The following is an 18,740-nucleotide window of genomic DNA, read 5'->3' on the forward strand; positions in this document are numbered from 1 at the left end:
TTGGCCTCGTCTTAATCAGGATTAATCAGGAGAATCTTTCATGTTGAACCGCCGCTTTCTGGTCCTCGCCACCGCCGTTGCCGCCCTCGCCGGCTGCGCCACCACCTCCACCCCGGTGTCCGTGGCAGACACGATTGCCACCCAATCGCAGCTCAGCACCCTCAATGGCCTGGTAGCCAAAGCCGGGCTGACCGACACACTCAAGGGCACCGGCCCCTACACCGTGTTCGCGCCCACCAACGCGGCTTTCGCCAAAGTGCCAGCCAAAACCATGGACGAGCTCGCCAAAGACCCGGCCAAGCTCAAGGCGGTTCTGGCCTACCACCTCATTCCCGGCAAGGTAATGGCTGCCGACGTCAAAAACGGCAACGCCAAAACCGTCAATGGCGCCAATGTGGCGCTCTCCAAGGCCGGAGAATTCGTCACCATCGAGGACGCCATGGTCCAGACCGCCGACATTTCCGCCACCAATGGCGTCGTTCACATTGTGGACAGCGTGCTGATCCCACCCGCCAAATAAGCCCACGGGTGCTGGAACGGGTCAAGCCGGAAGGCTTGACCCGTTTTTTATTGAATTTGTGCAATTTCGTGCTCCAGCCCTTATGGGACTGGCGCAAGCAGCTATCGTTTTAATAGCAATCCATGCACGGCGAGCCACCTCGCACCGGGGAACATCCATGCCAGCTCAAATGCCTTTACCTTTAGTCAGTCGCCGCCGGCTGCTGCGTCGCGCCGGCCTGGTCGCCGCAGCAATTACAAGCCCGGCCTGGGCTCAGCCCGGCAAGGGCGCCTCATCGCGCAGCGTTGTCGTGGCCCAGCCGGTTGATTTTTCCCAGGCGCAGCAGGATGTGTCCAAGGACTTCCTGATCGGCTCACGCGCCGCCTGGCAGGACATCAACTTGCGCGGCGGCGTCCGCGGCAGGCAGGTCCAGCACCTGGCGCTGGAAACGGACGGCACCCCCGCAAGCCTGCGCACGGCACTGGACTCGGTCAAGGACAACCCCCTCTGCATGGTGCTTTCCGGCAGTGTCGGCGACCAGGTTGCCAGCCAGATCGTGGCGCTGTCCCGCCAGGGCGGGCTGGGCATCCCCCACGCCGCCCCGTGGCTGCAAAACTCCAGCCTCGAAATCGACGACAAGACCTTTCCCATCTTCGCCGCGCGCCAGGAACAGATTGCCTATGCGCTCAAGAGCCTTTCGACCATGGGCCTCAAGGAGCTGGGTGCGATTTACGCCACAGCACAGGACCATGCCGCCTATCACACGGACGTCGAGCGCATCGCCCTGGACATGCAACTGAAGCTGCAGCCCTTCAAGGCAACAGACGACCTGCGTGCACTGGGTCAGAAACTCACGCCCCGTACACCCGCCGTGCTGCTTTTTGTGGGCGGAACGCCGGAGCTCGCCGAATTCACCCAGGGCCTGGAAAAGCAGGCTCGCCAGCGCTATGTCGTGGCATTGGCCGATGTGAACCTGCAAACCATGCTGCAGGTGGGCGCGGCGCGCAACACGCCGGTCATCGCCACCCAGCCGGTGCCCCTGGTCAACGCCAGCCTTCCGGTGGTCAGAAGCTACCGTGAAACGCTTTCGCGCCTCTTCGACGAGCCGCCCACGCCGCTGAGCCTGGCAGGATTCATTGCAGCACGCTACACCTACGAAGTGCTCAATGACGTCGATGGCCCCCTGAACCGCCAGAGCGTTCTTGCCGCCTTCCAGCGCCGCACAAAGTTCGACGTCGGCGGATTCAGCATCAGCTTCAACCCCCAGCGCAGAAGCGGCACCTACGTCACGCAAAGCATGATGACGGTCGATGGCCGGTTGATCGGCTAGGCAGGGCCTGTGAACACTGTGTTTGCAAATGCGAATGGGGTGAAAACGGCGCCACTCCGCGTTGCACTCCTCACCCAGACTCCCGGTCTGGGATTCGTCACGCGCCTTGATTGGCGCCGTTTTCACCCCATTCCCTCCGGGTTGCGATCAAAAAGGCCCTGCGCGGCGTTGCAAAGCCTTGACGGGGTTCACCCCGCCTGCGTTTTACGCCTTGCTCATGGCCTTTTTGACTCGCAACGCATCTTGCAAACACAATGTTCACAGGCCCAGAAATGCTGATGCGAGTCCCGCGCGAATGCTATGGCAAGCCCTTAAACTCAGGTATGCAAAATGGAACGCTGCTCGCCGCTGTAGACCTCGGGTCCAACAGCTTTCGACTGGAAATCGGCCGCTTTGATGCCGGCCAGATTCACCGCACCGAATACCTCAAGGAAACCGTTCGCCAGGGCAACGGGCTGGATGCCGACCGCAACCTGACCCCGGAAGCCATGCAGCGAGGCTGGGACTGCCTGGCGCGCTTCGGCGAACGGCTGGCCGGTTTCAAGAAGTACCAGGTTCGCGCCGTCGCCACGCAGACCCTGCGCGAAGCGCGCAACCGCGAGGAATTCCTGGCGCGCGCCCACAAGATCCTCGGTTTTGCCATCGACGTCATCCCGGGCCGTGAAGAAGCCCGCCTCATTTACCAGGGCGTTGCTCACCTCCTGCCGCAGTCCGATGAACGCCGGCTGGTGGTGGACATAGGCGGGCGCTCCACCGAAATGATCCTCGGCAAGGGGCTGGACGCGCGCACCATGGAGTCCTACCGTGTCGGCAGCGTGGCATGGTCCATGAAGTATTTCCCCGACGGGCAGTTCACCCCACGTGCTTTCCAGACAGCGGAGGTCGCCGCCAAGGCAGTTCTCGACGAAGCCGTCAACATCTACCGCGCCGATGCGTGGGACACCGCCTATGGGTCTTCCGGCACGATTGGCGCCGTCAGTGACGTACTGACAGCTTCGGGCTGGCCTGCGGGTATGGTCACGCAAGAAGGCCTCGACTGGCTGCTGGACCGATTGCTCAAGGCGCAAAGCGCCGACCGGCTCAAGCTCGACGGTATGAAGGACGACCGTCGCGCCGTCATAGGCGGCGGTGTGAGCGTGCTGAGGGCCGTGTTCGACCTGCTGGGCATCGCGCAAATGGAAGCCGCACAAGGCGCCTTGCGCCACGGTGTGCTCTATGACCTGGTGGACCGTGAGCAGGATTTGACCGATTTGCGCTCCACCACCGTGCAGCGCCTGGCCAGCAAATTCAATACCGACAACGCACAGGCCCAGCGCGTCAGCAAAGTCGCCAGGCAGTTGTTCGCAATGGCCAGTGCCGGCATGCCTCGCGCAGAGTCGGAGCGCTTCCAGCGCAAGCTGGAATGGGCCGCAGAGCTGCACGAGATCGGCAGCCAGATCTCGCACAGCGACTATCACAAGCATGGCGCCTACATCCTGGACAACGCCGACGCGCCGGGTTTTGCCCTGCCCGAACTGCATCGCCTGAGCCTTCTGGTGCTGGGCCACCGCGGCAAGCTGCGCAAGCTTGAAGTCAATTTTGAAGACCGCGTGTTCATCCAGCAACTGCTGTGCCTGCGCCTGGCCGTCATCCTCTGCCACGCCCGGCGCGACCCTGACCTGAAAGGCCTTCAGCTTGAGAGCAGCGCTGAACCCGGAAGAATCTTTGTACTGAACTGCCGCCCCGGCTGGGCGCAGTCGTTTCCGCAGTCAGCCCATCTACTGCAGGAAGAAGTCCTGGCGTGGCAAAAAACGCCGTGGACGCTGGTTGTGCCCGGCCCATGAGCACCCTTCTTCTGCCTCGCCGGACCAGGTCTTGACGGTTTTTAAACAAACCGTATAAACTATATATACGGTTTATTTGACCGCGCACCAAAAAGGATCAATCCATGGCTACCAGCAAAAAAGCAACTGCAAAACCCGCCGCACCGGCACCTGCCACGCCCAAGGCACCCGTGAAAACCGCCGCCAAGCCCACCCCGAAAAAGGCGTCCCCCGCCAAGGCCCCGACCGGCAAAGGCACGGTCAAGAAAGCCATCGTGAAAAAGGCCGGCGCCAAAAAGCCTGCGGCCAAACCGCAGGCCACCGCTAAGCCTGCCAAGCCTGCCAAGCCCGCCAAAGCCGCAAAGCTGGAAAAGACCAAAAAGCCAAAATTGGTGCGCGACAGCTTCACCATTCCGAAAGCCGAATACGTGGTGTTGGACGACCTCAAGCAGCGCGCCGCCAAGCTCACCCGCCCCGCCAAGAAAAGCGAACTGCTGCGCGCAGGCATCAAGTTGCTAGCCAGCATTTCCGATGCGGCTTTCCTGACCGCGCTCGAGCAGGTTCCCGCCATCAAGACCGGCCGGCCCACGCTCGGCTCTTAAGCTATACCGAGGAATCTTCCCGCGCTCGCAAGAGCGCGGAGTTTTGCGCTTGTGTCCGGCTAGGCACTACTTGTCGCACCGCGCTGAAGCTCGGATAAAAACTCGGCCTCATGGGCCGGAGACCTGAAACAGCGACGAGGGATGATGTGAAACGACCCGCTTCGCATCTCGATGAACGCGAAGGCTCTTGTTTTGTTCGCCCCTCGTATTCCGCTCCATCTTGCCAAGGTTTCATTGACCGCAGTCCTCTCCGTCAGCCCGTCTGCCGTCAGCGCATATTCGTGCTCGCCAAGCACACCATCGCCGTCCTTTAATCCATTCCGAATGCGCAGTAGCGTGAAGACGATAGAGACAGCAACTGAGAGTAACGAGCCCAGGGATGCAGAGATCGCAAGTACGAGCACTTCGACTGGCTCTTGCGGAAGGCCTTTCGCAACCACCATGACGCCACCCACAACAACCGTCCAGAGCACCCAAGCCTTCAGCAAAGGACCTCGACGCGTCAAACGTGCAAAAACGGCCATGGTGATGTCCCTCTTCGCAAGATTCGTGTGGACGGAATGCATTTCTGGAGCGCCTAACGTTTGACATGAGGGGCGTCCAAGAGCGATAGCTCTTGGACGCCCCTCTCGATGGAAGGGTTAGGCCTCGGCATGAAGACAGAACTGACTTTCATTGCTTTTCCTCGATTGGCGCCGACTGAGAACTTGGGGGAGGGCGCTACTTCCAGATCAGGTGGCTCTCTAGTAGCTGCTCAAGCTCTTTGAATGGCAAGGTAAGGATGCGATGGTTTCTCGCAATCGACGGCTGCTAGGTCTCTTGGTCGTCAGGGTCCTCTTTTGAACTTCGTGGTGGTACACGGGCATCTGCAGATAGATACCTTTCTAGTGCAGGGCCGAAAAGTGGATAGAGAGCCCAGTAAACCAGGACTGGAGCAACCAATAGGCCGACTAGGAAGGGGGCAACACCGCCTCCTACAAGGCCGAGGAACATGCCTGGCGGCCCCCATAAGAAGAGTGTTATCAAGACTGAAAGACCAAGGCGACCGACAACTTTGGCAAGCAGCCTATTTGTTGACGGTTCAGACTTCTGAACTGCAAGTGATGTGATCCAGGTTGCACCGGCGCCTAGTACTAGCGAAGGCCAGTTAACGAATACGAATTTCAGAAAATCGCGCACAGAGGCCTAACGTAATGTATGCCGCAAAACCTGCGGTATAACCTGGCGCTTGCGATCTGGTCTATACATTCAAAACTCCTGCAGTCCGCTTGCATGCCGGGTTTCAAGGAAGAATACTGCAAATTCATGCAGTTATAAAAACTCCATGAAACCGCGCAGTTCTCCCTTGCAATCTGCCCTCCCGCTTGCCGAACCAGTTCCCCAAGTCAATCCGCATTTTTGACCAACCCAAGACTGCGGAGATTTGCCTCCAGCTCGGCGATGGTGCTCCACGGCAGGATCCGGGAGTTCGCCCGATCGTCTGGAGGGTTGGACGGTAGTTCATCAGACCACCCGCCGCAGCCGACCAGGGGAAGCAAAGGCCGCTTGTGCAGCCAGGCCAGGTGAACCTCGGATTTGGTGCCTGCGCGACCACCGATGACGATGCAGGCATCGCCGGCAAGCGCCATCAAGAGATTGCGGGCATCTCCCATGCCACAGGGGAGCACCACCGTGGCGGGCCAATCCGGCTCGGGCATCTGGTCTGGCGGCACTATGCTGAGCACCAGGCCGTTAGCCTGAATTGCGCGCTCCGCAGCAACTCGGGTTGCGGGACTGCCGCACCCGCTTACAACGGTAATGCCCAGTTTGGCCAGCGCTTCACCAGCTTGCCCGGCAAGCTCGTAGGCGCTAGAACCCGGCTCAGCGCTGCCGAGTACACAGACTTGGGGCTTTCGATGAGAAACGGTCATGGCAGGGGCGAGTTTACGATCTCACGTTTAACAGGAACCACGTGCCAGGCTTGCCAGGGCACGCAGCTCGACGGAATGGTCAGGTGTCTACGTCATCTTGAAGCAGTTGCTCGAGACGCCTTGGATAGTTGTTGAGAAAGTCCCGAGTGACAGCGAAGTGCTCCGTATCTTCGAACGAGACCTCACTGACTCCCGACCTGTCGAACTGAATGATCTTCGCATTTGGATAGGAAAGAAGTATCGGAGAGTGCGTTGCAATGATGAACTGCGAGTGATCCTCTACAAGCTGGTGAATGGCACTGAGTGCGGCGAGTTGGCGGCTGGGCGACAGAGCCGCTTCTGGCTCATCCAGGAGGTAGATGCCGTTGCCGCGTAGCTTGTTCAAAAGCACCGCCATGAAGGACTCACCGTGAGACTGCGTGTGCAAGGACTTGCCGCCGTAGCCTTCCAGGTAACCAGTTTCATCCATATAGCTCGCGACATTGAAGAAACTTTCGGCGCGAAGGAAATACTCATCACGAGGTTTTGGAACACCGCGAGCCAGACGCAAGCAGTCGTGAAGTGCGGATAGTGAGCCTGCAGAGTGAAAGCGCACATTCTTTGTGCCGCCTTCAGCTCCGAAGCCAAGAGCGACTGCGATGCCTTCCATGACGGTCGACTTCCCCGACCCGTTCTCTCCGACAAAGAAGGTCACGTTGGGATGGAAGTCGATGTTGGCAATCTCGCGTACAGCGGGAATGCTGAACGGGTAGGACTCGTAGTCAATATCCGCGTCTGGACGAATTGCCGCGTGAAGCAGGTAGGGCTTGGTGCGCTTGGTCATGCGAGCTGGACACCTAACGTTTGACTTGTGCGGCGTGCCGAAGGCGCGTTCGCTTCAAGGATGGGTCAGGCGCTGCCGTTTGCATGCTGAGATCTTGCCTGAAGGAGGACTGCGGCCGGCGGCGCCAGAAGAATGACGAGAAGCACAACAGGCCAGATATTACCGTCTTTGAATGCATACGCTTCGAGTAGCTCAGACCAGGACTTGTGCTGAACGTAACGGCCAAAGCTGAACTCGAAGACCAGTGTGAGACACAACCAGGAAGCGCCAACGCAAAGACCTTGCAAGATTGTGATGCCGTGGCTGAGACAAACAAGGGCGAAAGACACAAGCATCACAAAAAGGGAAAGTAGCGCCCCGCTCATGACCAGACCAGTGGTCTTGCCAAGAACAGGAATCAGAACAATCTCGCGAAGCGCTCCGTTGGCAATGGCCAGGGCAAGTATGACCAGCCAGGCAACAAGCGGCTTGAGCAACGGCATGGAATTCCTTGCGGCGTCTAAAGTTTGACATGAACCCTCTTCTTCTCTTCTTCTCTTCTTCTCTTCTTCTCTTCTTCTCTTCTTCTCTTCTTCTCTTCTTCTCCGGGAGCCGCGCGACGTACTCTGAGCACCAAAGTACTCAAGCTTTCAGATCCCCTAACGTTTGAGATGAGAGGCGTGATCCGGCATGCCGGGGCACGTCCCCTCGATGGAAAGGTTAGGCGTCATTGCGTTGCAGTGACAACCCATAGAACTTGGTGTCAACAGCCATGACGGGAAAGCTCTCTGGCAGAGCTTCTTTGACCATCTCGTGGAAGCCATTCTTCTCGTAGAACCTGTGGGCGGCAAGGAACTTGACTGTTGTGCCCAGGAAGACCTCTCGTACACCTTGAGCACGACACCAGTTGAGCAGCGTTTGAAGCAGCGCCTTGGCGACGCCATGCTCCGGCCCGCGATGCGAGCTGGCCACGAACATCTTGCGCAGAGCTGCCTGACAGTTTCCGATGTCTAGCAGAGCAAGTGTGCCGACAACGGCTCCCTCCTCCAGGGCGACCCAGAAGTTGCCGATGCCATGCTGATAGAAACCGGCAATGTCCTGCAGGTCTGGTTGTGCTTCCAGTGTGATCGGGATTTCGAACTCGGACTGTTGAATCGGCAGGATCACAGACACTACACCATCGGCGTGTGCCGGAGAGAAGGGGACGATTTGAATCATTGGTTCTATTCTGGCGGTGAACGTTTGAGCTGAACGACGGGCGGCGGCGTGGTAAGGAAACTTTAGACAAGCATAGTTCCGTCTTTCGCGGTACCCGGCGGTTCGATAAGTACGAAGTGAGCCTCCTCAGTGGCTACTGGGCGATGCTCGACGCCTCGTGGAACGACGAACATTTCTCCCGGGCCGAGGTGAACACTGCGATTGCGCATTTCGATTGTGATGCTGCCCTTGAGTACCAAGAAGAAATCGTCTGTGTCTTCATGCTTGTGCCAAGCGTACGAGCCCATGGCTTTGGCAACCATGACTTCGTTGCCATTGAAGTGCGCAACCGTTTCGGGTTGCCACGGTTCAGAAACACTTGATAGCACTGCCGAAAGGTTGACAGAGTTCATTGCGTTGCACTCTTTCTATGTGAGGTGGAATATGACGCCTAACGTAGAGGCCAGCGGACGCCGCAGGCGATCCGATGGGCCGGCATGTTAAGCCTCGAACTCGGCATGATCAGCCTGCATTTTTTCAATCCACTCGGCTTCGTTTGCAAACATCGAAAAGCTAGGCCAGCGAACATCTGTCTCGACCTGAAACGTCAAATGAACAGCGGCGATGCGGCCCGTACCATCTTGCAGCGCAAACAGCACGTCGTCCTTATCGTCCCGGCGACCCAGCACGGTGACCGAAATGCCGTGTAAGGCATGCCCGTTCGGCACTTCCCTTTGTAGTTCGGCGACCAGTGAGTCGTCTTTTTTCTCGTACCAAGGCGCGAGGAATTTCATAGAGGTTTACCGTTGGAGGCCAGCGGCAGCCGTAGGCTGTCGCGGCTGGGCCGACCTGTTATCCCTCATTGGATGCCACTCACAATGGGTACAAGGAGGAATATGGCCGGTCGGCAGAGCCGCGGGGGAACGTTCGCAAGCCAGAACTGCTCCCCAGATCGCCAGCCTCGAATGTGTGGGTCGATAAAAAGGCGCGGGTGTACTGTTCCGCCCAACGCAAGTAGCTTGCGGCCCACCGCTATGCGTCGGCGACGAAATCGAGAAAAAAGATGTTTCGGAAATTCCCCGCTACGACATCGGCGCTCGGCGCGGATTATTCGACGAAGGTATTGAGCCATTTCCATCGTGGGAAGGAACTCCCATCTCGCCCAAAGCACCTGGTGCGGAGAGAAATCCGGCGGGGGCGGACGAGGACGGCATTTCATGAGGGATAACGTAATGTATGCCGCAAAACCTGCGGTATAACCTGGCGCTTGCAACCTAATCTGGACATTAAAACCTCCTGTAAGCCGCTTGTATGCTGGGTCTCAAAGAAATAAACTGTAATTTTATACAGGTATAAAAATTCTGTGAAGCCCCGCAATCCTCCACTGCAGTCTGCCCGCTTGCTGGACCAGGTCCGGGAGCGGGTTCGGTATTTGCACTATAGCCTTGGCACCGGTAAAACTTACCTGTATTGGGTCCGTTTTTTTGTCCGCGGGCAGGCTTTGAGTGTGCTGCTGTTTCAGAGAACTTCAGGCGACTGCACAGTGACCACGACGGTCTGGTCAATGCCGTCGCGGTCGCGACTGCGCAGCCACCAGAGCGCACCCTTCTTGACCGGGCATTCGCTTTCCTGCAAGCTGAGCAGCTGCGCGATGGCCTGCCCCAGGTTGGGCTGGTGGCCCACCACCAGAATCGGCGACCTGGCCGACGGCCATTGCACCAGCTCCAGCAGCTGCTCCAGCGTGGCGTCGGGCGCCAGCTCACTGCGGATTTTGTATTTGCGTCCCAACGCCAGCGCGGTCTGCTCGCAGCGCCGCGCCGGGCTGACGAAAATGCGCGCGCCTTCGGGCAACTGACGGTCCAGCCAGTTGGCCATGCGGGCCGCCTGCTTCTCACCCCTCGCCGTCAGTGAGCGCTCAAGATCGCTTCCGCCCTGCGGGTCACCCTCGGGCCAGTCTTCTGCCTCTGCATGACGCCACAGGATGAGGTCCATGTCATTTTTCCTGGTGATGGGGGGCCGAATAGCGCGCCATCAAGGCAGCCTGCGCACCGTGGCGCGGGGCATCGCCCTGGGGGTTCACACGCAGGTAGGTGCCGTCAGGCTGCAAATCCCAGGCGTCGCGCCCGTCATGCAGGTAGGCCACCAGGCACTCATCGATGATGCGCTGGCGCAGAACGGGGTCGGTCACAGGCCAGGCCAGCTCCACCCGGCGCAGCATGTTGCGATTCATCCAGTCGGCACTGGAAAGCAACAAGGTTTCCTCTTCAGCACAGCGGAAATAAAACACCCGTGAATGCTCGAGGAAGCGGCCGATGACGGAGCGCACGCGGATGTTGTCCGTCACACCGGGCACCTGCGCCGGCAGCATGCAGGCGCCGCGCACAATCAGGTCGATCTTCACGCCGCGCTGCCCTGCCCTCACCAGCGCCTGCATCAGGTCTTCGTCGGTCAGCGCGTTCATCTTGGCCACGATGCGCGTGTCTTTGCCTTGCAGGGCGGCATCGCCCAGCGCATCGACTTTTTCGATCAGCTTGCGGTGCAGCTGGAACGGCGCCAGCAGCAAATGGTGCAGCTTGGGCAGGCGACTCTGGCTGGCCAGGTGCACAAACACATTGTCAATGTCGGCCGTCGTCAAGGGGTCGGCCGTCAGGTAGCTCAGGTCGGTATATAGGCGGGCCGTACGCGGGTTGTAGTTGCCGGTAGACAAGTGGGCATAGCGCACCAGGTGTTTGCCTTCGCGCCGCGTCACCAGCAACATCTTGGCGTGGGTTTTGAGGCCCACCACACCGTACACCACCTGCGCACCTATCGACTCCAGCATTTCCGCCCAGTTGATGTTGGCTTCTTCATCGAAGCGCGCCTTGAGCTCCACCACCACTGTCACTTCCTTGCCGCGGCGCACGGCTTCGCGCAGCAGCACCATCAGCTCCGAGTCGGTACCGGTGCGGTAAATGGTCTGCTTGATCGCCAGCACCTGCGGGTCGTTAACCGCTTCGCGCAGGAAGGCGAGCACGCCGTCAAAACTTTCAAAAGGCTGGTGAATGGAAACGTCGCCTTCCTTGAGCCGCTCAAAGAACGACTGGCCGGGCTGCAACTGGGTGGGGTAACACGCGCTGTACCCGGGGAAGAGCAGTTTGGGGTCATTGACCAGGTCCACCAGCTGCGTCAGCCGCACCAGATTGACGGGGCCGTGAACACGGTACAGGGACTGTGTCGGCAAGTTGAATTGCCTGAGCAGGAAGCTGGCCAGGTATTCCGAACAGCCCGCGGAAACCTCCAGCCGAACAGCCTGCCCGTAATGGCGTTGCTCCAGGCCCTGGCGCAAGGCGGTGCGCAGGTTTTTCACGTCGTCTTCATCCACGGCCAGGTCAGAATGCCGGGTGACGCGGAACTGCGAAAACTGCCCCACTTCGCGGCCGGCAAACAACTCGGCCAGGTGGGCCCGAATCACGCTGGAAAGCGACACGAACAGGCGGCTCTTGTCCTTGCCGTGGGACGGCATATGAATCAGCCGCGGCAACACGCGCGGCACCTTGACGATGGCAATATCGTTGTCGCGCCCGAACGCGTCATGGCCGCCCAGCCGCACGATGAAATTGAGCGACTTGTTCGCCACCTGCGGGAACGGATGCGAAGGGTCCAGCCCGACCGGAATCAGCAGCGGCCGCACTTCCCTTTCGAAATACGCTTTCACCCAGCGCCGCTGGGCCGCATTGCGTTCGCCGTGCGAAACGATGCGTATGCCCTGCCGCTCAAAGGCCGGCAGCAGGTCGTCGTTGTAGAGCGAATACTGGCGCGCCACCATATCGTGGGCCGCCGCAGAAAGTGCGGCGAAAGACTGCACCGAATACAGCGCTTTTTGTTCATTGGCCTGCGCCGCCGTCAGGTGGGGCGCGGTCCGGACTTCAAAAAACTCGTCCAGGTTGGACGAGACTATGCATAGAAACCTCAGCCGCTCCAGCAGCGGCACGTCCTGGCGCTTCGCCCAGTCCAGCACCCGCTCATTGAAGGCAAGAATGCTGTGGTCGCGGTCCAGGAACTGGACGGGTGGCGCGGCGGCGGCCACCGAGGCGGGTGAAGTGGGCATCAACAAGAGTGGTCTTTGTCATTAACAACAAGTCACAGTGTTGACGTGTTTCATGACAATGGCGTGACAGTACTTTTGACTGATGGTGCACCCACCTGAAAAGGCTGGCAAGTACTGCTCATGGCGTTGTTGTGCCCGGCGGTTACGAGGAAAGACTCGAAAAGCTGCGCCGCATGGGCCCAGCTGAAGTCCAGCGCACGCAAACGGGCTTCACGGCGCGGCACAGCCAAAGCGCTGTAACAAGCCTGTTGCAAATCTTCGTGCATGACACCGCCGTGACAACTTCCATCGGGCTTTCCAAGCACTTCCAGCGGGCCATCGACCGGGTAGGCCGCCACCGGTGTGCCGACTGCCATGGCTTCGAGCATCACCAGGCCAAAAGTTTCCGACCGGCTGGGAAAGGCAAACACATCGGCGGCCGCGTAGACCTTGGCCAGCTCACTGCGGTCCAGCACGCCCATCCAGCGGACCTGCGGATACCGTTCCTTGAGTGTTGCCTCCAGCGGCCCTACCCCACAGACCACCTTGGTACCCGGAATATCCAGCTTGAGAAAAGCCTCGATGTTTTTCTCGTACGACACCCGGCCCACAAACAGCGACACCGGCCGCACCACCGTCCCCATGGGTGGGTACAAGCGCGCTTGCGGCTCAAAGCCGAAAAGCTCCGTGTCCACGCCGTGCGTCCAGCTGCGCAGGTTCTGAAAGCCCCGCTTCTCCAGCATGCGCAACACGCCATGGGTAGGCACCATCACGCCCGATGAGGGCCTGTGGAAATGGCGGAACAGCGCGTAACCCCAGGACAGCGGAATCTTCAATGCCGCATGAAGGATCTCAGGGAACTTGGTGTGAAACGCGGTGGTGAACTTCAGGCCGCGCTTGAGGCAATAGCTGCGCGCAGCCCAGCCCAGCGGGCCTTCGGTGGCAATGTGAATGGCTTCAGGCCCAAAAGCATCGAGCTTTTCGGTCAGGCCGCGCTTGGGGCGCACCGCCAGGTCAATGCCGGCATAACCCGGGCAAGGCCGCGTCTTGAAAAGGCCAGGCTGGATCACTTCCACCTGGTGCCCCAGTTCCTGAAGCTCCCGCACCAGTTCCACCAGGGTGGTGACCACGCCATTGACCTGCGGTTGCCAGGCGTCGGTAACAAGGGCGACCCTCATGCGGTCACCGTGGAAGCCATGTGGCCGCGGCCCTGCGTCTCGTGCGCAGGTGCCCAGTGCACCAGTTCGAGCGAGCCGTCGAAGTTTTCCACGAGCGCAGTGCGGCTTTCCACCCAGTCGCCGTCATTGCAGTACAGCACGCCGTTGATGTCGCGCATCTCGGCCCGGTGGATGTGCCCGCAGACCACACCCTGGTGGCCGCGGCGGCGGGCTTCATTGGCCACGGCCTCTTCAAAGTCGGTGACGTAATTGAGCGCGCTCTTGACCTTTTGCTTCAGGTAGGCCGACAGCGACCAATACGGCAGGCCCAGGCGGGCGCGCAGGCGGTTGAGGTGGCGGTTGAGTTTGAGTGTGAATTCATAGAGGTTGTCGCCCACATAGGCCAGCCACTTGGCGCACTGCACCACCGCGTCGAAGTAGTCGCCGTGGATGATCCACAACTGGCGGCCGTCGGCGGTGGTGTGCACGGCTTCATCGATCACCTCGATGCCGCCGAACTGGTTACCAATAAATTCACGCGCAAACTCATCATGGTTGCCCGGCACATAAACCACGCGGCAGCCTTTTCGGGCGCGACGCAGCAGTTTTTGCACCACGTCGTTGTGCGACTGCGGCCAGTACCAGCGGCGGCGCAGCTGCCAGCCGTCCACTATGTCACCCACGAGGTACAGGTTGTCGCTCGGGTGGGCCTTCAGGAAATCCAGCAGCGCGGCCGCCTGGCAGCCGGGCGTGCCCAGGTGGATGTCGGAAATAAAGATGGTGCGATAGCGCTTGCGCAGCGAGTCGTCGTCATCGCCATCACGATCGTCGTTGTTCGCGACTAAGCCATTGCCCAGCGCGCCCATGGCGTCAAACATGCTGCGCATCAGGCCTCCGAAGGGCTGCCCGACACAGGCTTGCCGGAGAAATGCTTGAGGTAGCGCGGCGGCAGGTCGGTGATGCGCATCATCATGGGCAGGTCGGCCGAATTGAAGTCCGGGTCCCAGGCGGGTGCGCCCAGCACCTTGGCACCCAGGCGCAAATAGCCCTTGATCAGCGCGGGCGGTTCCACGTCCAGCGTGTCATCCAGTCGCTCCACCGGCAGCGCCAGACGCGGCGTCACGCGGTATTCAATGGGTGCCAGATGCGTTTGGCGCACCTGGCGCCAGATGCTGGCGGCCGCGTGCCCACTCGACACGCCGTTGTGCTGCATCGGAATGCTGGCGCAGCCGATCATCGTGTCCAGCTGGTTGCGCGCCATGAATTCAGCCAGTGCGCCCCACAGCGCCAGGATGACGCCGCCGTGGCGGTGGTCGGCATGCACGCAGCTGCGGCCCAGCTCGACCATGCGCTCGCGCAGGGAGCGCAGGCGGGTCAGGTCGAATTCGGTGTCGCTGTAGGTACTGCCCACGCGCTTTGCCTGGGTGGGCGTCAGCACGCGATAGGTACCTATGACTTCCTGGCTGTCGGCATCACGCACCAGCAGGTGTTCGCAATAGTCGTCAAACAGGTCGACGTCGTGGCCGGGCAGCACCTTGGAAAGATTGGCACCCATCTCGAGCGCAAAAACCTGGTACCTCAGGCGCTGTGCCTGCCGGACCTCGTCCTGGTGCCGGGCCCAGCTGACCGTGATTTTCCCCACGGCAGGCCTTTGAACAACGGCGGGAATGACAGCATGACCGCTTTGATGAAGTGACCCCCGTGGCATTGCGACTGGCGACAATGCAAAGGTGGGATTGGGCAGTTCTTTCATGGCTAACTCCTTGTTTCCTGGTGTCTCAACAACTTCGGCAACTCATCAACTCGACAATTCAGCAACTTCAAATCGCGCTGTAAAAAAGCCCCAAAAAAGGGGCTTTGACTCTCAATCACCGGCGGTCAGCGAAACCACCTTGTCACGTCGCCCCAAACCGGCGGCCAGCATCGGCCGCGCATTCGAAAGACCCTCAAGCCAAGGCCGGGTGCCCGCCTTGAAGCGCAGGCCGCCCGGGCTGTTCGCCAGGGCTTGTGCGGTGCAGCGCAGGATGCGCAGGCACTGCTTGTTGAAATCCTGGATGCCGCTGCTCAGGGTGCGGCCGGGGCCCTGCGCCTGTCCGTCATTCATCGGGTGCTCCGTCATGCTGGTCATGGCGTGATTCTGGGAGCCGGGGGTGACGCGTTCGTGTCAGTTCAATGGCAGTTGTGTGACACGGGAAGAAATTCGCGTCGTGTGGCGGGCACGCATCGGCCGCCTCGATGGCTCAGGAGACCGTTTTTTTCGGCAATCCCTCCACGGCAAGGCGCAGCCCTGCCTTGGCCTTGCAGCCTCACCACCGTGCCGGCGCATGAGCACGGACAAACGGCAAAAGAGAACGGACATGCCAGAGATGACAAATCGGACATCCCTGGATTGGCTAAAACAGAAATCGTCGTCCCTGTAAAGCGACGAGTAGTTGCCATCGGCAATCGATCCAAACAGCGGTAAATCGACCGGGTGGACGGCCGCCTGCGCAACGCAGTTAGGAGCCTGTCGCGTACCTCGTTGCCAACAGCACTTCGAGCCTCTTTGTTATGGCCTCGCATTCGTCCGCCTCCAGACGGCTGAACTGGGCCGCCCAGGCTTTGGATGAAGCAAATTTTGGAAACTGCGGAGGTTCGCCCCATTGCCAATCGGGGTGACTCGCTGTCGGGCTTCTCCCAAAAATGTGGAGATGCATTTTCCGGTGAAGCTGAGGGGTTTTCGGTCCGGGTGGATGCGCCAGCTCGTTGAGCGCGTTGTTACCTGCCTCCCAGTAGTTCAGGCACCCTCCGGCGAGTTGGGGCAGTGTTTCCAGCATGGCTCTTGCGGTGGCTGCGACCAGGCAGCCCCATAGCGCCAGTTCATTGGGCGTCAATTCACTTCTTTCCCACACCGGCCGTGGCGGATTGACCAGCAAATGTCCGCCATCGCTTCGATGGTTCATCGGGCTGGCCGGTAACGCGACCGAGCCCCCGGCGCAATTGATGAGCGTGTGATGAATGTCCAAGCGAAGATCTCCAAAAGAAGAGGGAATGAAAGAAGTGGTATCGGATGCACTTTCAGTCGCTGCGCTGCCTCAGGCAGGCAATGGCGGTAGCCGAAAGAAGAAGTGCAGCAACGCCGTAAATCCATGCGGAGGGCACGATGGGCAACAACAGGCCGGCCAGCACCGGGCCTGCGCCGGCGCCCATGTCGCGCCAGACCGAGCGTGTGGCGAGGGCCTGTATGCGTCCGGGCCCCGGCGTGCGCAGTGCAACCAGCGGCGGCAGCAGCGGCAACAGCAAGGCACGCAAAACCACGATGGCAAGTGCGCAAGTCCACAGCCAGCCGAAACCAAAGCCCACCAGGGCAACAGAAGTGAGCACGGAGAAGGTCACCATAAGAACTTCGACGCCATGCTTTTCAGCCATGTATCCGCCGGCAGAACTCAAGACAATTTCCGCCAGGTAACGGACCGACAGCAGAAGCCCCGCCACGATGACCGGATTGCCGGGCAACAGGTCACGGCCCAGATAAGACAGGCCGATGATGAACAGGCCGTCCAGCACCAGGCCTTCCGTGAAGGAAAAGATGTCCAGCCCGCCCGGGAGCCTGATTCCTGTTTTTCGTGGTGCCGGCTCGGCATGTGCGGCGGTTGGCAGCTGCCGTGCGACCAGCAAGGCACTCAACGCAACAGCCGCGAACAGGAAAAAAATAACTTTGGGGCCAAACCAAAGCGCGCACACGCCGCCCAAAGGAAGGGCAAGCATGGGCCCCAGTGCTGTGAATGCGCGGGACCGCCCTGCCCGACGCGCCGCGCCCGCCGGTTCGGCGGTGGCCAATGCCTGGGTGGCCAGGTTCAGGGCTGCGAAGGCCAGGCCCCACAAGAGCCGCAAGAACAACAGGGCGACGAACCCGGTCAGCATCGCGTAACCCAGCGCGCACACCGCGGCCGCTAGCGCCGCCAGTGAGCAGGTGAGCCGTTCGCCGTTGCGGGCGTAAAACCTTGCCACCGCTGCGTAGCCCGCAATGCGCACCAGGCGGTTAGCGGCCAGGAGAATGCCCGCTTCGGGCAAGGTGACGCCAAACGCAGGAGCGAACATCGGCAGGAGCAGGTAGAGCACCGTGTCCCCCGGAAGTGACAGCCCGAGCACCATGGCGGCTTGGCGCGAGTTGCGGTCGGAAGTAGAAGCCGTGATCTGTTGCATGGCTTGTATGGTGCGCAGGGCCGCCTCTCCCGACAAACGATATTAGTGCGCGGCACGTGTGAGAAAATTGCACACATGTTGCCTCGCCTACCTCCGTTGAACGCGGTCCGCGCTTTCGCTGCGGCGGCGCGCCATCAGAGTTTTAGCCGGGCCGCCCTGGAATTACATGTGACGCACGGTGCCATCAGCCGCCAGATCAAGGCGCTGGAAACCTATCTTGGCGTGGACCTATTCGAGCGGAAAACCCGGCAAGTTCTTCTGACGGCAGCCGGCCATCAGTTCCATACGCAGGTGGGGCCCGCACTCGGGCAGATTGGCGCAGCCGCCGAATCACTCAGGGGTGGTACACCATTGCGCGCCGTCAAGATCAACGTCCGGCCCACGTTCGCGGTGCGCTGGCTGATTCCCAGGTTGTCAGCGTTCGTGGCGAAACACCCGGACATCGAACCGCAGGTGATGACCAGCACCTTGCCGCCGGACAAAGCGGTGGATGAATTCGATCTGGCCATCCGGCGGAGCACCAAGGGGTGGCCACCGGCGATGCAGATTCATCCATTTCTGGAAGACGAAGTTCTTGTTGTGGGGTCGCCTGCACTGTTTGCCAGCCGCCCCGTCACCGGCCCGCACTCTTTGGCATCCCATGTCCTGCTGCTATCCAAATCGCGCAACCATGATTGGGAAAACTGGAAAAAGCAGGTGAACGCACCAGAGCTCAATCCAGCCAGTTGCCTGCAATTTGACCATTTGCACTTTGTGCTTCAGGCCGCCGTCGACGGGCTGGGTTTTGCCTTGGCGCCGGTATCGCAAATTACCCATGACATGGCGGCGGGGCGGTTGATGAGCCCTTTGCCGGAATTGCGGATGGCGCTGGGTCGCCACTATTTTGGCCTTGCGCCCAATGCCGCCCCGGAGACGCAGCAGTTTGTGCAGTGGCTGATGGATGAACTGAACGCCACGCCTTCGGCGGAAGATTGAGATCGGCCGCGGCGGCAGCCCCCTGCCGCCATGGAACTCGGGGTTGCGATGCGCGTGGCGGCGAAGCGCCTGCGGCAACGTCGCGACGTAGGAGATCACCGACCTTTTTTCGGGAATGTCGCGCGCGAAGCGCCCTGCCCCGGCGCAGTATTTTCAAGCTCTCGCCATCACAGCGGCCATCACAGCGATCACGGCGAAGAAAATCCAGCCAAGGA

At 60.2% G+C, this 18,740-nt stretch carries 20 protein-coding genes; 5 read left to right on the top strand and 15 right to left on the bottom strand.

Going from position 1 to position 18,740, the window contains the following annotated elements:
• The first annotated feature begins 40 nt into the window (after positions 1-40).
• The 4 genes from ACXJKE_RS00725 to ACXJKE_RS00740 all read left to right on the top strand — a co-directional run bounded on the left by ACXJKE_RS00725 (position 41) and on the right by ACXJKE_RS00740 (position 4,233).
• Positions 41-520, top strand: a complete 480-nt coding sequence (locus tag ACXJKE_RS00725; protein ID WP_457278659.1) for a fasciclin domain-containing protein — start codon at positions 41-43, stop codon at positions 518-520.
• 169 nt (positions 521-689) lie between these two features.
• The gene (locus ACXJKE_RS00730; RefSeq protein WP_457278660.1) at positions 690-1,829 is read left to right on the top strand and encodes an ABC transporter substrate-binding protein; all 1,140 of its coding nucleotides are present in this window, start codon (positions 690-692) and stop codon (positions 1,827-1,829) included.
• 323 nt (positions 1,830-2,152) lie between these two features.
• Complete coding sequence (ppx, locus tag ACXJKE_RS00735; protein ID WP_457278661.1) at positions 2,153-3,652, top strand: exopolyphosphatase; 1,500 nt, start codon at positions 2,153-2,155, stop codon at positions 3,650-3,652.
• 104 nt (positions 3,653-3,756) lie between these two features.
• Positions 3,757-4,233, top strand: a complete 477-nt coding sequence (locus ACXJKE_RS00740; protein WP_457278662.1) for a hypothetical protein — start codon at positions 3,757-3,759, stop codon at positions 4,231-4,233.
• 59 nt (positions 4,234-4,292) lie between these two features.
• Here ACXJKE_RS00740 and ACXJKE_RS00745 read toward each other — a convergent pair whose 3' ends face one another.
• The 15 genes from ACXJKE_RS00745 to ACXJKE_RS00815 all read right to left on the bottom strand — a co-directional run bounded on the left by ACXJKE_RS00745 (position 4,293) and on the right by ACXJKE_RS00815 (position 17,550).
• Positions 4,293-4,757: a YcxB family protein gene (locus ACXJKE_RS00745; protein ID WP_457278663.1), complete on the bottom strand. Its 465-nt coding sequence runs from the start codon at positions 4,755-4,757 to the stop codon at positions 4,293-4,295.
• Positions 4,758-5,618: 861 nt separating this feature from the next.
• Entirely contained in the window at positions 5,619-6,143 is a 525-nt protein-coding gene (locus tag ACXJKE_RS00750) for an SLOG cluster 4 domain-containing protein (protein ID WP_457278664.1), read from the bottom strand.
• Positions 6,144-6,222: 79 nt separating this feature from the next.
• The gene (locus ACXJKE_RS00755; RefSeq protein ID WP_457278665.1) at positions 6,223-6,966 is read right to left on the bottom strand and encodes an AAA family ATPase; all 744 of its coding nucleotides are present in this window, start codon (positions 6,964-6,966) and stop codon (positions 6,223-6,225) included.
• A gap of 65 nt (positions 6,967-7,031) precedes the next feature.
• Positions 7,032-7,448 (bottom strand): hypothetical protein, encoded by a 417-nt coding sequence (locus ACXJKE_RS00760; RefSeq protein WP_457278666.1) that lies wholly within the window; start codon positions 7,446-7,448, stop codon positions 7,032-7,034.
• A 217-nt stretch (positions 7,449-7,665) separates the two neighbouring features.
• Entirely contained in the window at positions 7,666-8,163 is a 498-nt protein-coding gene (locus tag ACXJKE_RS00765; RefSeq protein WP_457278667.1) for a GNAT family N-acetyltransferase, read from the bottom strand.
• Between the two features lie 62 nt (positions 8,164-8,225).
• Positions 8,226-8,555 (bottom strand): cupin domain-containing protein, encoded by a 330-nt coding sequence (locus tag ACXJKE_RS00770; protein ID WP_457278668.1) that lies wholly within the window; start codon positions 8,553-8,555, stop codon positions 8,226-8,228.
• An 87-nt stretch (positions 8,556-8,642) separates the two neighbouring features.
• Positions 8,643-8,936, bottom strand: coding sequence for a hypothetical protein (locus ACXJKE_RS00775; protein ID WP_457278669.1), 294 nt, complete (start codon positions 8,934-8,936; stop codon positions 8,643-8,645).
• Between the two features lie 724 nt (positions 8,937-9,660).
• Complete coding sequence (locus ACXJKE_RS00780) at positions 9,661-10,134, bottom strand: SixA phosphatase family protein (protein WP_457278670.1); 474 nt, start codon at positions 10,132-10,134, stop codon at positions 9,661-9,663.
• Between the two features lies 1 nt (position 10,135).
• Positions 10,136-12,229 carry a polyphosphate kinase 1 gene (gene ppk1, locus ACXJKE_RS00785; RefSeq protein WP_457278671.1) on the bottom strand — a complete coding sequence of 698 codons (2,094 nt, stop codon included), beginning with the start codon at positions 12,227-12,229 and terminating at the stop codon, positions 10,136-10,138.
• Positions 12,230-12,279: 50 nt separating this feature from the next.
• On the bottom strand, positions 12,280-13,386 hold the full coding sequence (locus ACXJKE_RS00790) for a glycosyltransferase family 4 protein (RefSeq protein ID WP_457278672.1): 1,107 nt from the start codon (positions 13,384-13,386) through the stop codon (positions 12,280-12,282).
• Positions 13,383-14,252, bottom strand: coding sequence for a UDP-2,3-diacylglucosamine diphosphatase (locus ACXJKE_RS00795; protein ID WP_457278673.1), 870 nt, complete (start codon positions 14,250-14,252; stop codon positions 13,383-13,385). Before ACXJKE_RS00795 ends, ACXJKE_RS00790 begins: the two co-directional genes overlap by 4 nt.
• Complete coding sequence (locus ACXJKE_RS00800; protein WP_457278674.1) at positions 14,252-15,118, bottom strand: GNAT family N-acetyltransferase; 867 nt, start codon at positions 15,116-15,118, stop codon at positions 14,252-14,254. The genes ACXJKE_RS00795 and ACXJKE_RS00800 overlap by 1 nt, the downstream gene beginning before the upstream one ends.
• A gap of 111 nt (positions 15,119-15,229) precedes the next feature.
• Complete coding sequence (locus ACXJKE_RS00805; RefSeq protein ID WP_457278675.1) at positions 15,230-15,493, bottom strand: hypothetical protein; 264 nt, start codon at positions 15,491-15,493, stop codon at positions 15,230-15,232.
• A gap of 370 nt (positions 15,494-15,863) precedes the next feature.
• Positions 15,864-16,370, bottom strand: coding sequence for a hypothetical protein (locus tag ACXJKE_RS00810; RefSeq protein WP_457278676.1), 507 nt, complete (start codon positions 16,368-16,370; stop codon positions 15,864-15,866).
• Positions 16,371-16,422: 52 nt separating this feature from the next.
• Positions 16,423-17,550, bottom strand: a complete 1,128-nt coding sequence (locus tag ACXJKE_RS00815; protein WP_457278677.1) for an MFS transporter — start codon at positions 17,548-17,550, stop codon at positions 16,423-16,425.
• Between the two features lie 75 nt (positions 17,551-17,625).
• On the opposite strand from ACXJKE_RS00815, the gene ACXJKE_RS00820 reads away from it, so the two are divergent.
• On the top strand, positions 17,626-18,525 hold the full coding sequence (locus ACXJKE_RS00820; RefSeq protein ID WP_457278678.1) for a LysR substrate-binding domain-containing protein: 900 nt from the start codon (positions 17,626-17,628) through the stop codon (positions 18,523-18,525).
• Positions 18,526-18,740 lie beyond the last annotated feature (215 nt).

The sequence above is a fragment of the Polaromonas sp. P5_D5 genome (assembly GCF_054049435.1).

Coding starts and splice junctions, on each gene's coding strand:
- ACXJKE_RS00725 (WP_457278659.1), top strand. CDS start 41: ATGTTGAACCGCCGCTTTCTGGTCCTCGCCACCGCCGTTGCCGCCCTC.
- ACXJKE_RS00730 (WP_457278660.1), top strand. CDS start 690: ATGCCTTTACCTTTAGTCAGTCGCCGCCGGCTGCTGCGTCGCGCCGGC.
- ppx (WP_457278661.1), top strand. CDS start 2,153: ATGCAAAATGGAACGCTGCTCGCCGCTGTAGACCTCGGGTCCAACAGC.
- ACXJKE_RS00740 (WP_457278662.1), top strand. CDS start 3,757: ATGGCTACCAGCAAAAAAGCAACTGCAAAACCCGCCGCACCGGCACCT.
- ACXJKE_RS00745 (WP_457278663.1), bottom strand. CDS start 4,757: ATGGCCGTTTTTGCACGTTTGACGCGTCGAGGTCCTTTGCTGAAGGCT.
- ACXJKE_RS00750 (WP_457278664.1), bottom strand. CDS start 6,143: ATGACCGTTTCTCATCGAAAGCCCCAAGTCTGTGTACTCGGCAGCGCT.
- ACXJKE_RS00755 (WP_457278665.1), bottom strand. CDS start 6,966: ATGACCAAGCGCACCAAGCCCTACCTGCTTCACGCGGCAATTCGTCCA.
- ACXJKE_RS00760 (WP_457278666.1), bottom strand. CDS start 7,448: ATGCCGTTGCTCAAGCCGCTTGTTGCCTGGCTGGTCATACTTGCCCTG.
- ACXJKE_RS00765 (WP_457278667.1), bottom strand. CDS start 8,163: ATGATTCAAATCGTCCCCTTCTCTCCGGCACACGCCGATGGTGTAGTG.
- ACXJKE_RS00770 (WP_457278668.1), bottom strand. CDS start 8,555: ATGAACTCTGTCAACCTTTCGGCAGTGCTATCAAGTGTTTCTGAACCG.
- ACXJKE_RS00775 (WP_457278669.1), bottom strand. CDS start 8,936: ATGAAATTCCTCGCGCCTTGGTACGAGAAAAAAGACGACTCACTGGTC.
- ACXJKE_RS00780 (WP_457278670.1), bottom strand. CDS start 10,134: ATGGACCTCATCCTGTGGCGTCATGCAGAGGCAGAAGACTGGCCCGAG.
- ppk1 (WP_457278671.1), bottom strand. CDS start 12,229: ATGCCCACTTCACCCGCCTCGGTGGCCGCCGCCGCGCCACCCGTCCAG.
- ACXJKE_RS00790 (WP_457278672.1), bottom strand. CDS start 13,386: ATGAGGGTCGCCCTTGTTACCGACGCCTGGCAACCGCAGGTCAATGGC.
- ACXJKE_RS00795 (WP_457278673.1), bottom strand. CDS start 14,252: ATGCGCAGCATGTTTGACGCCATGGGCGCGCTGGGCAATGGCTTAGTC.
- ACXJKE_RS00800 (WP_457278674.1), bottom strand. CDS start 15,118: ATGAAAGAACTGCCCAATCCCACCTTTGCATTGTCGCCAGTCGCAATG.
- ACXJKE_RS00805 (WP_457278675.1), bottom strand. CDS start 15,493: ATGACCAGCATGACGGAGCACCCGATGAATGACGGACAGGCGCAGGGC.
- ACXJKE_RS00815 (WP_457278677.1), bottom strand. CDS start 17,550: ATGCAACAGATCACGGCTTCTACTTCCGACCGCAACTCGCGCCAAGCC.
- ACXJKE_RS00820 (WP_457278678.1), top strand. CDS start 17,626: ATGTTGCCTCGCCTACCTCCGTTGAACGCGGTCCGCGCTTTCGCTGCG.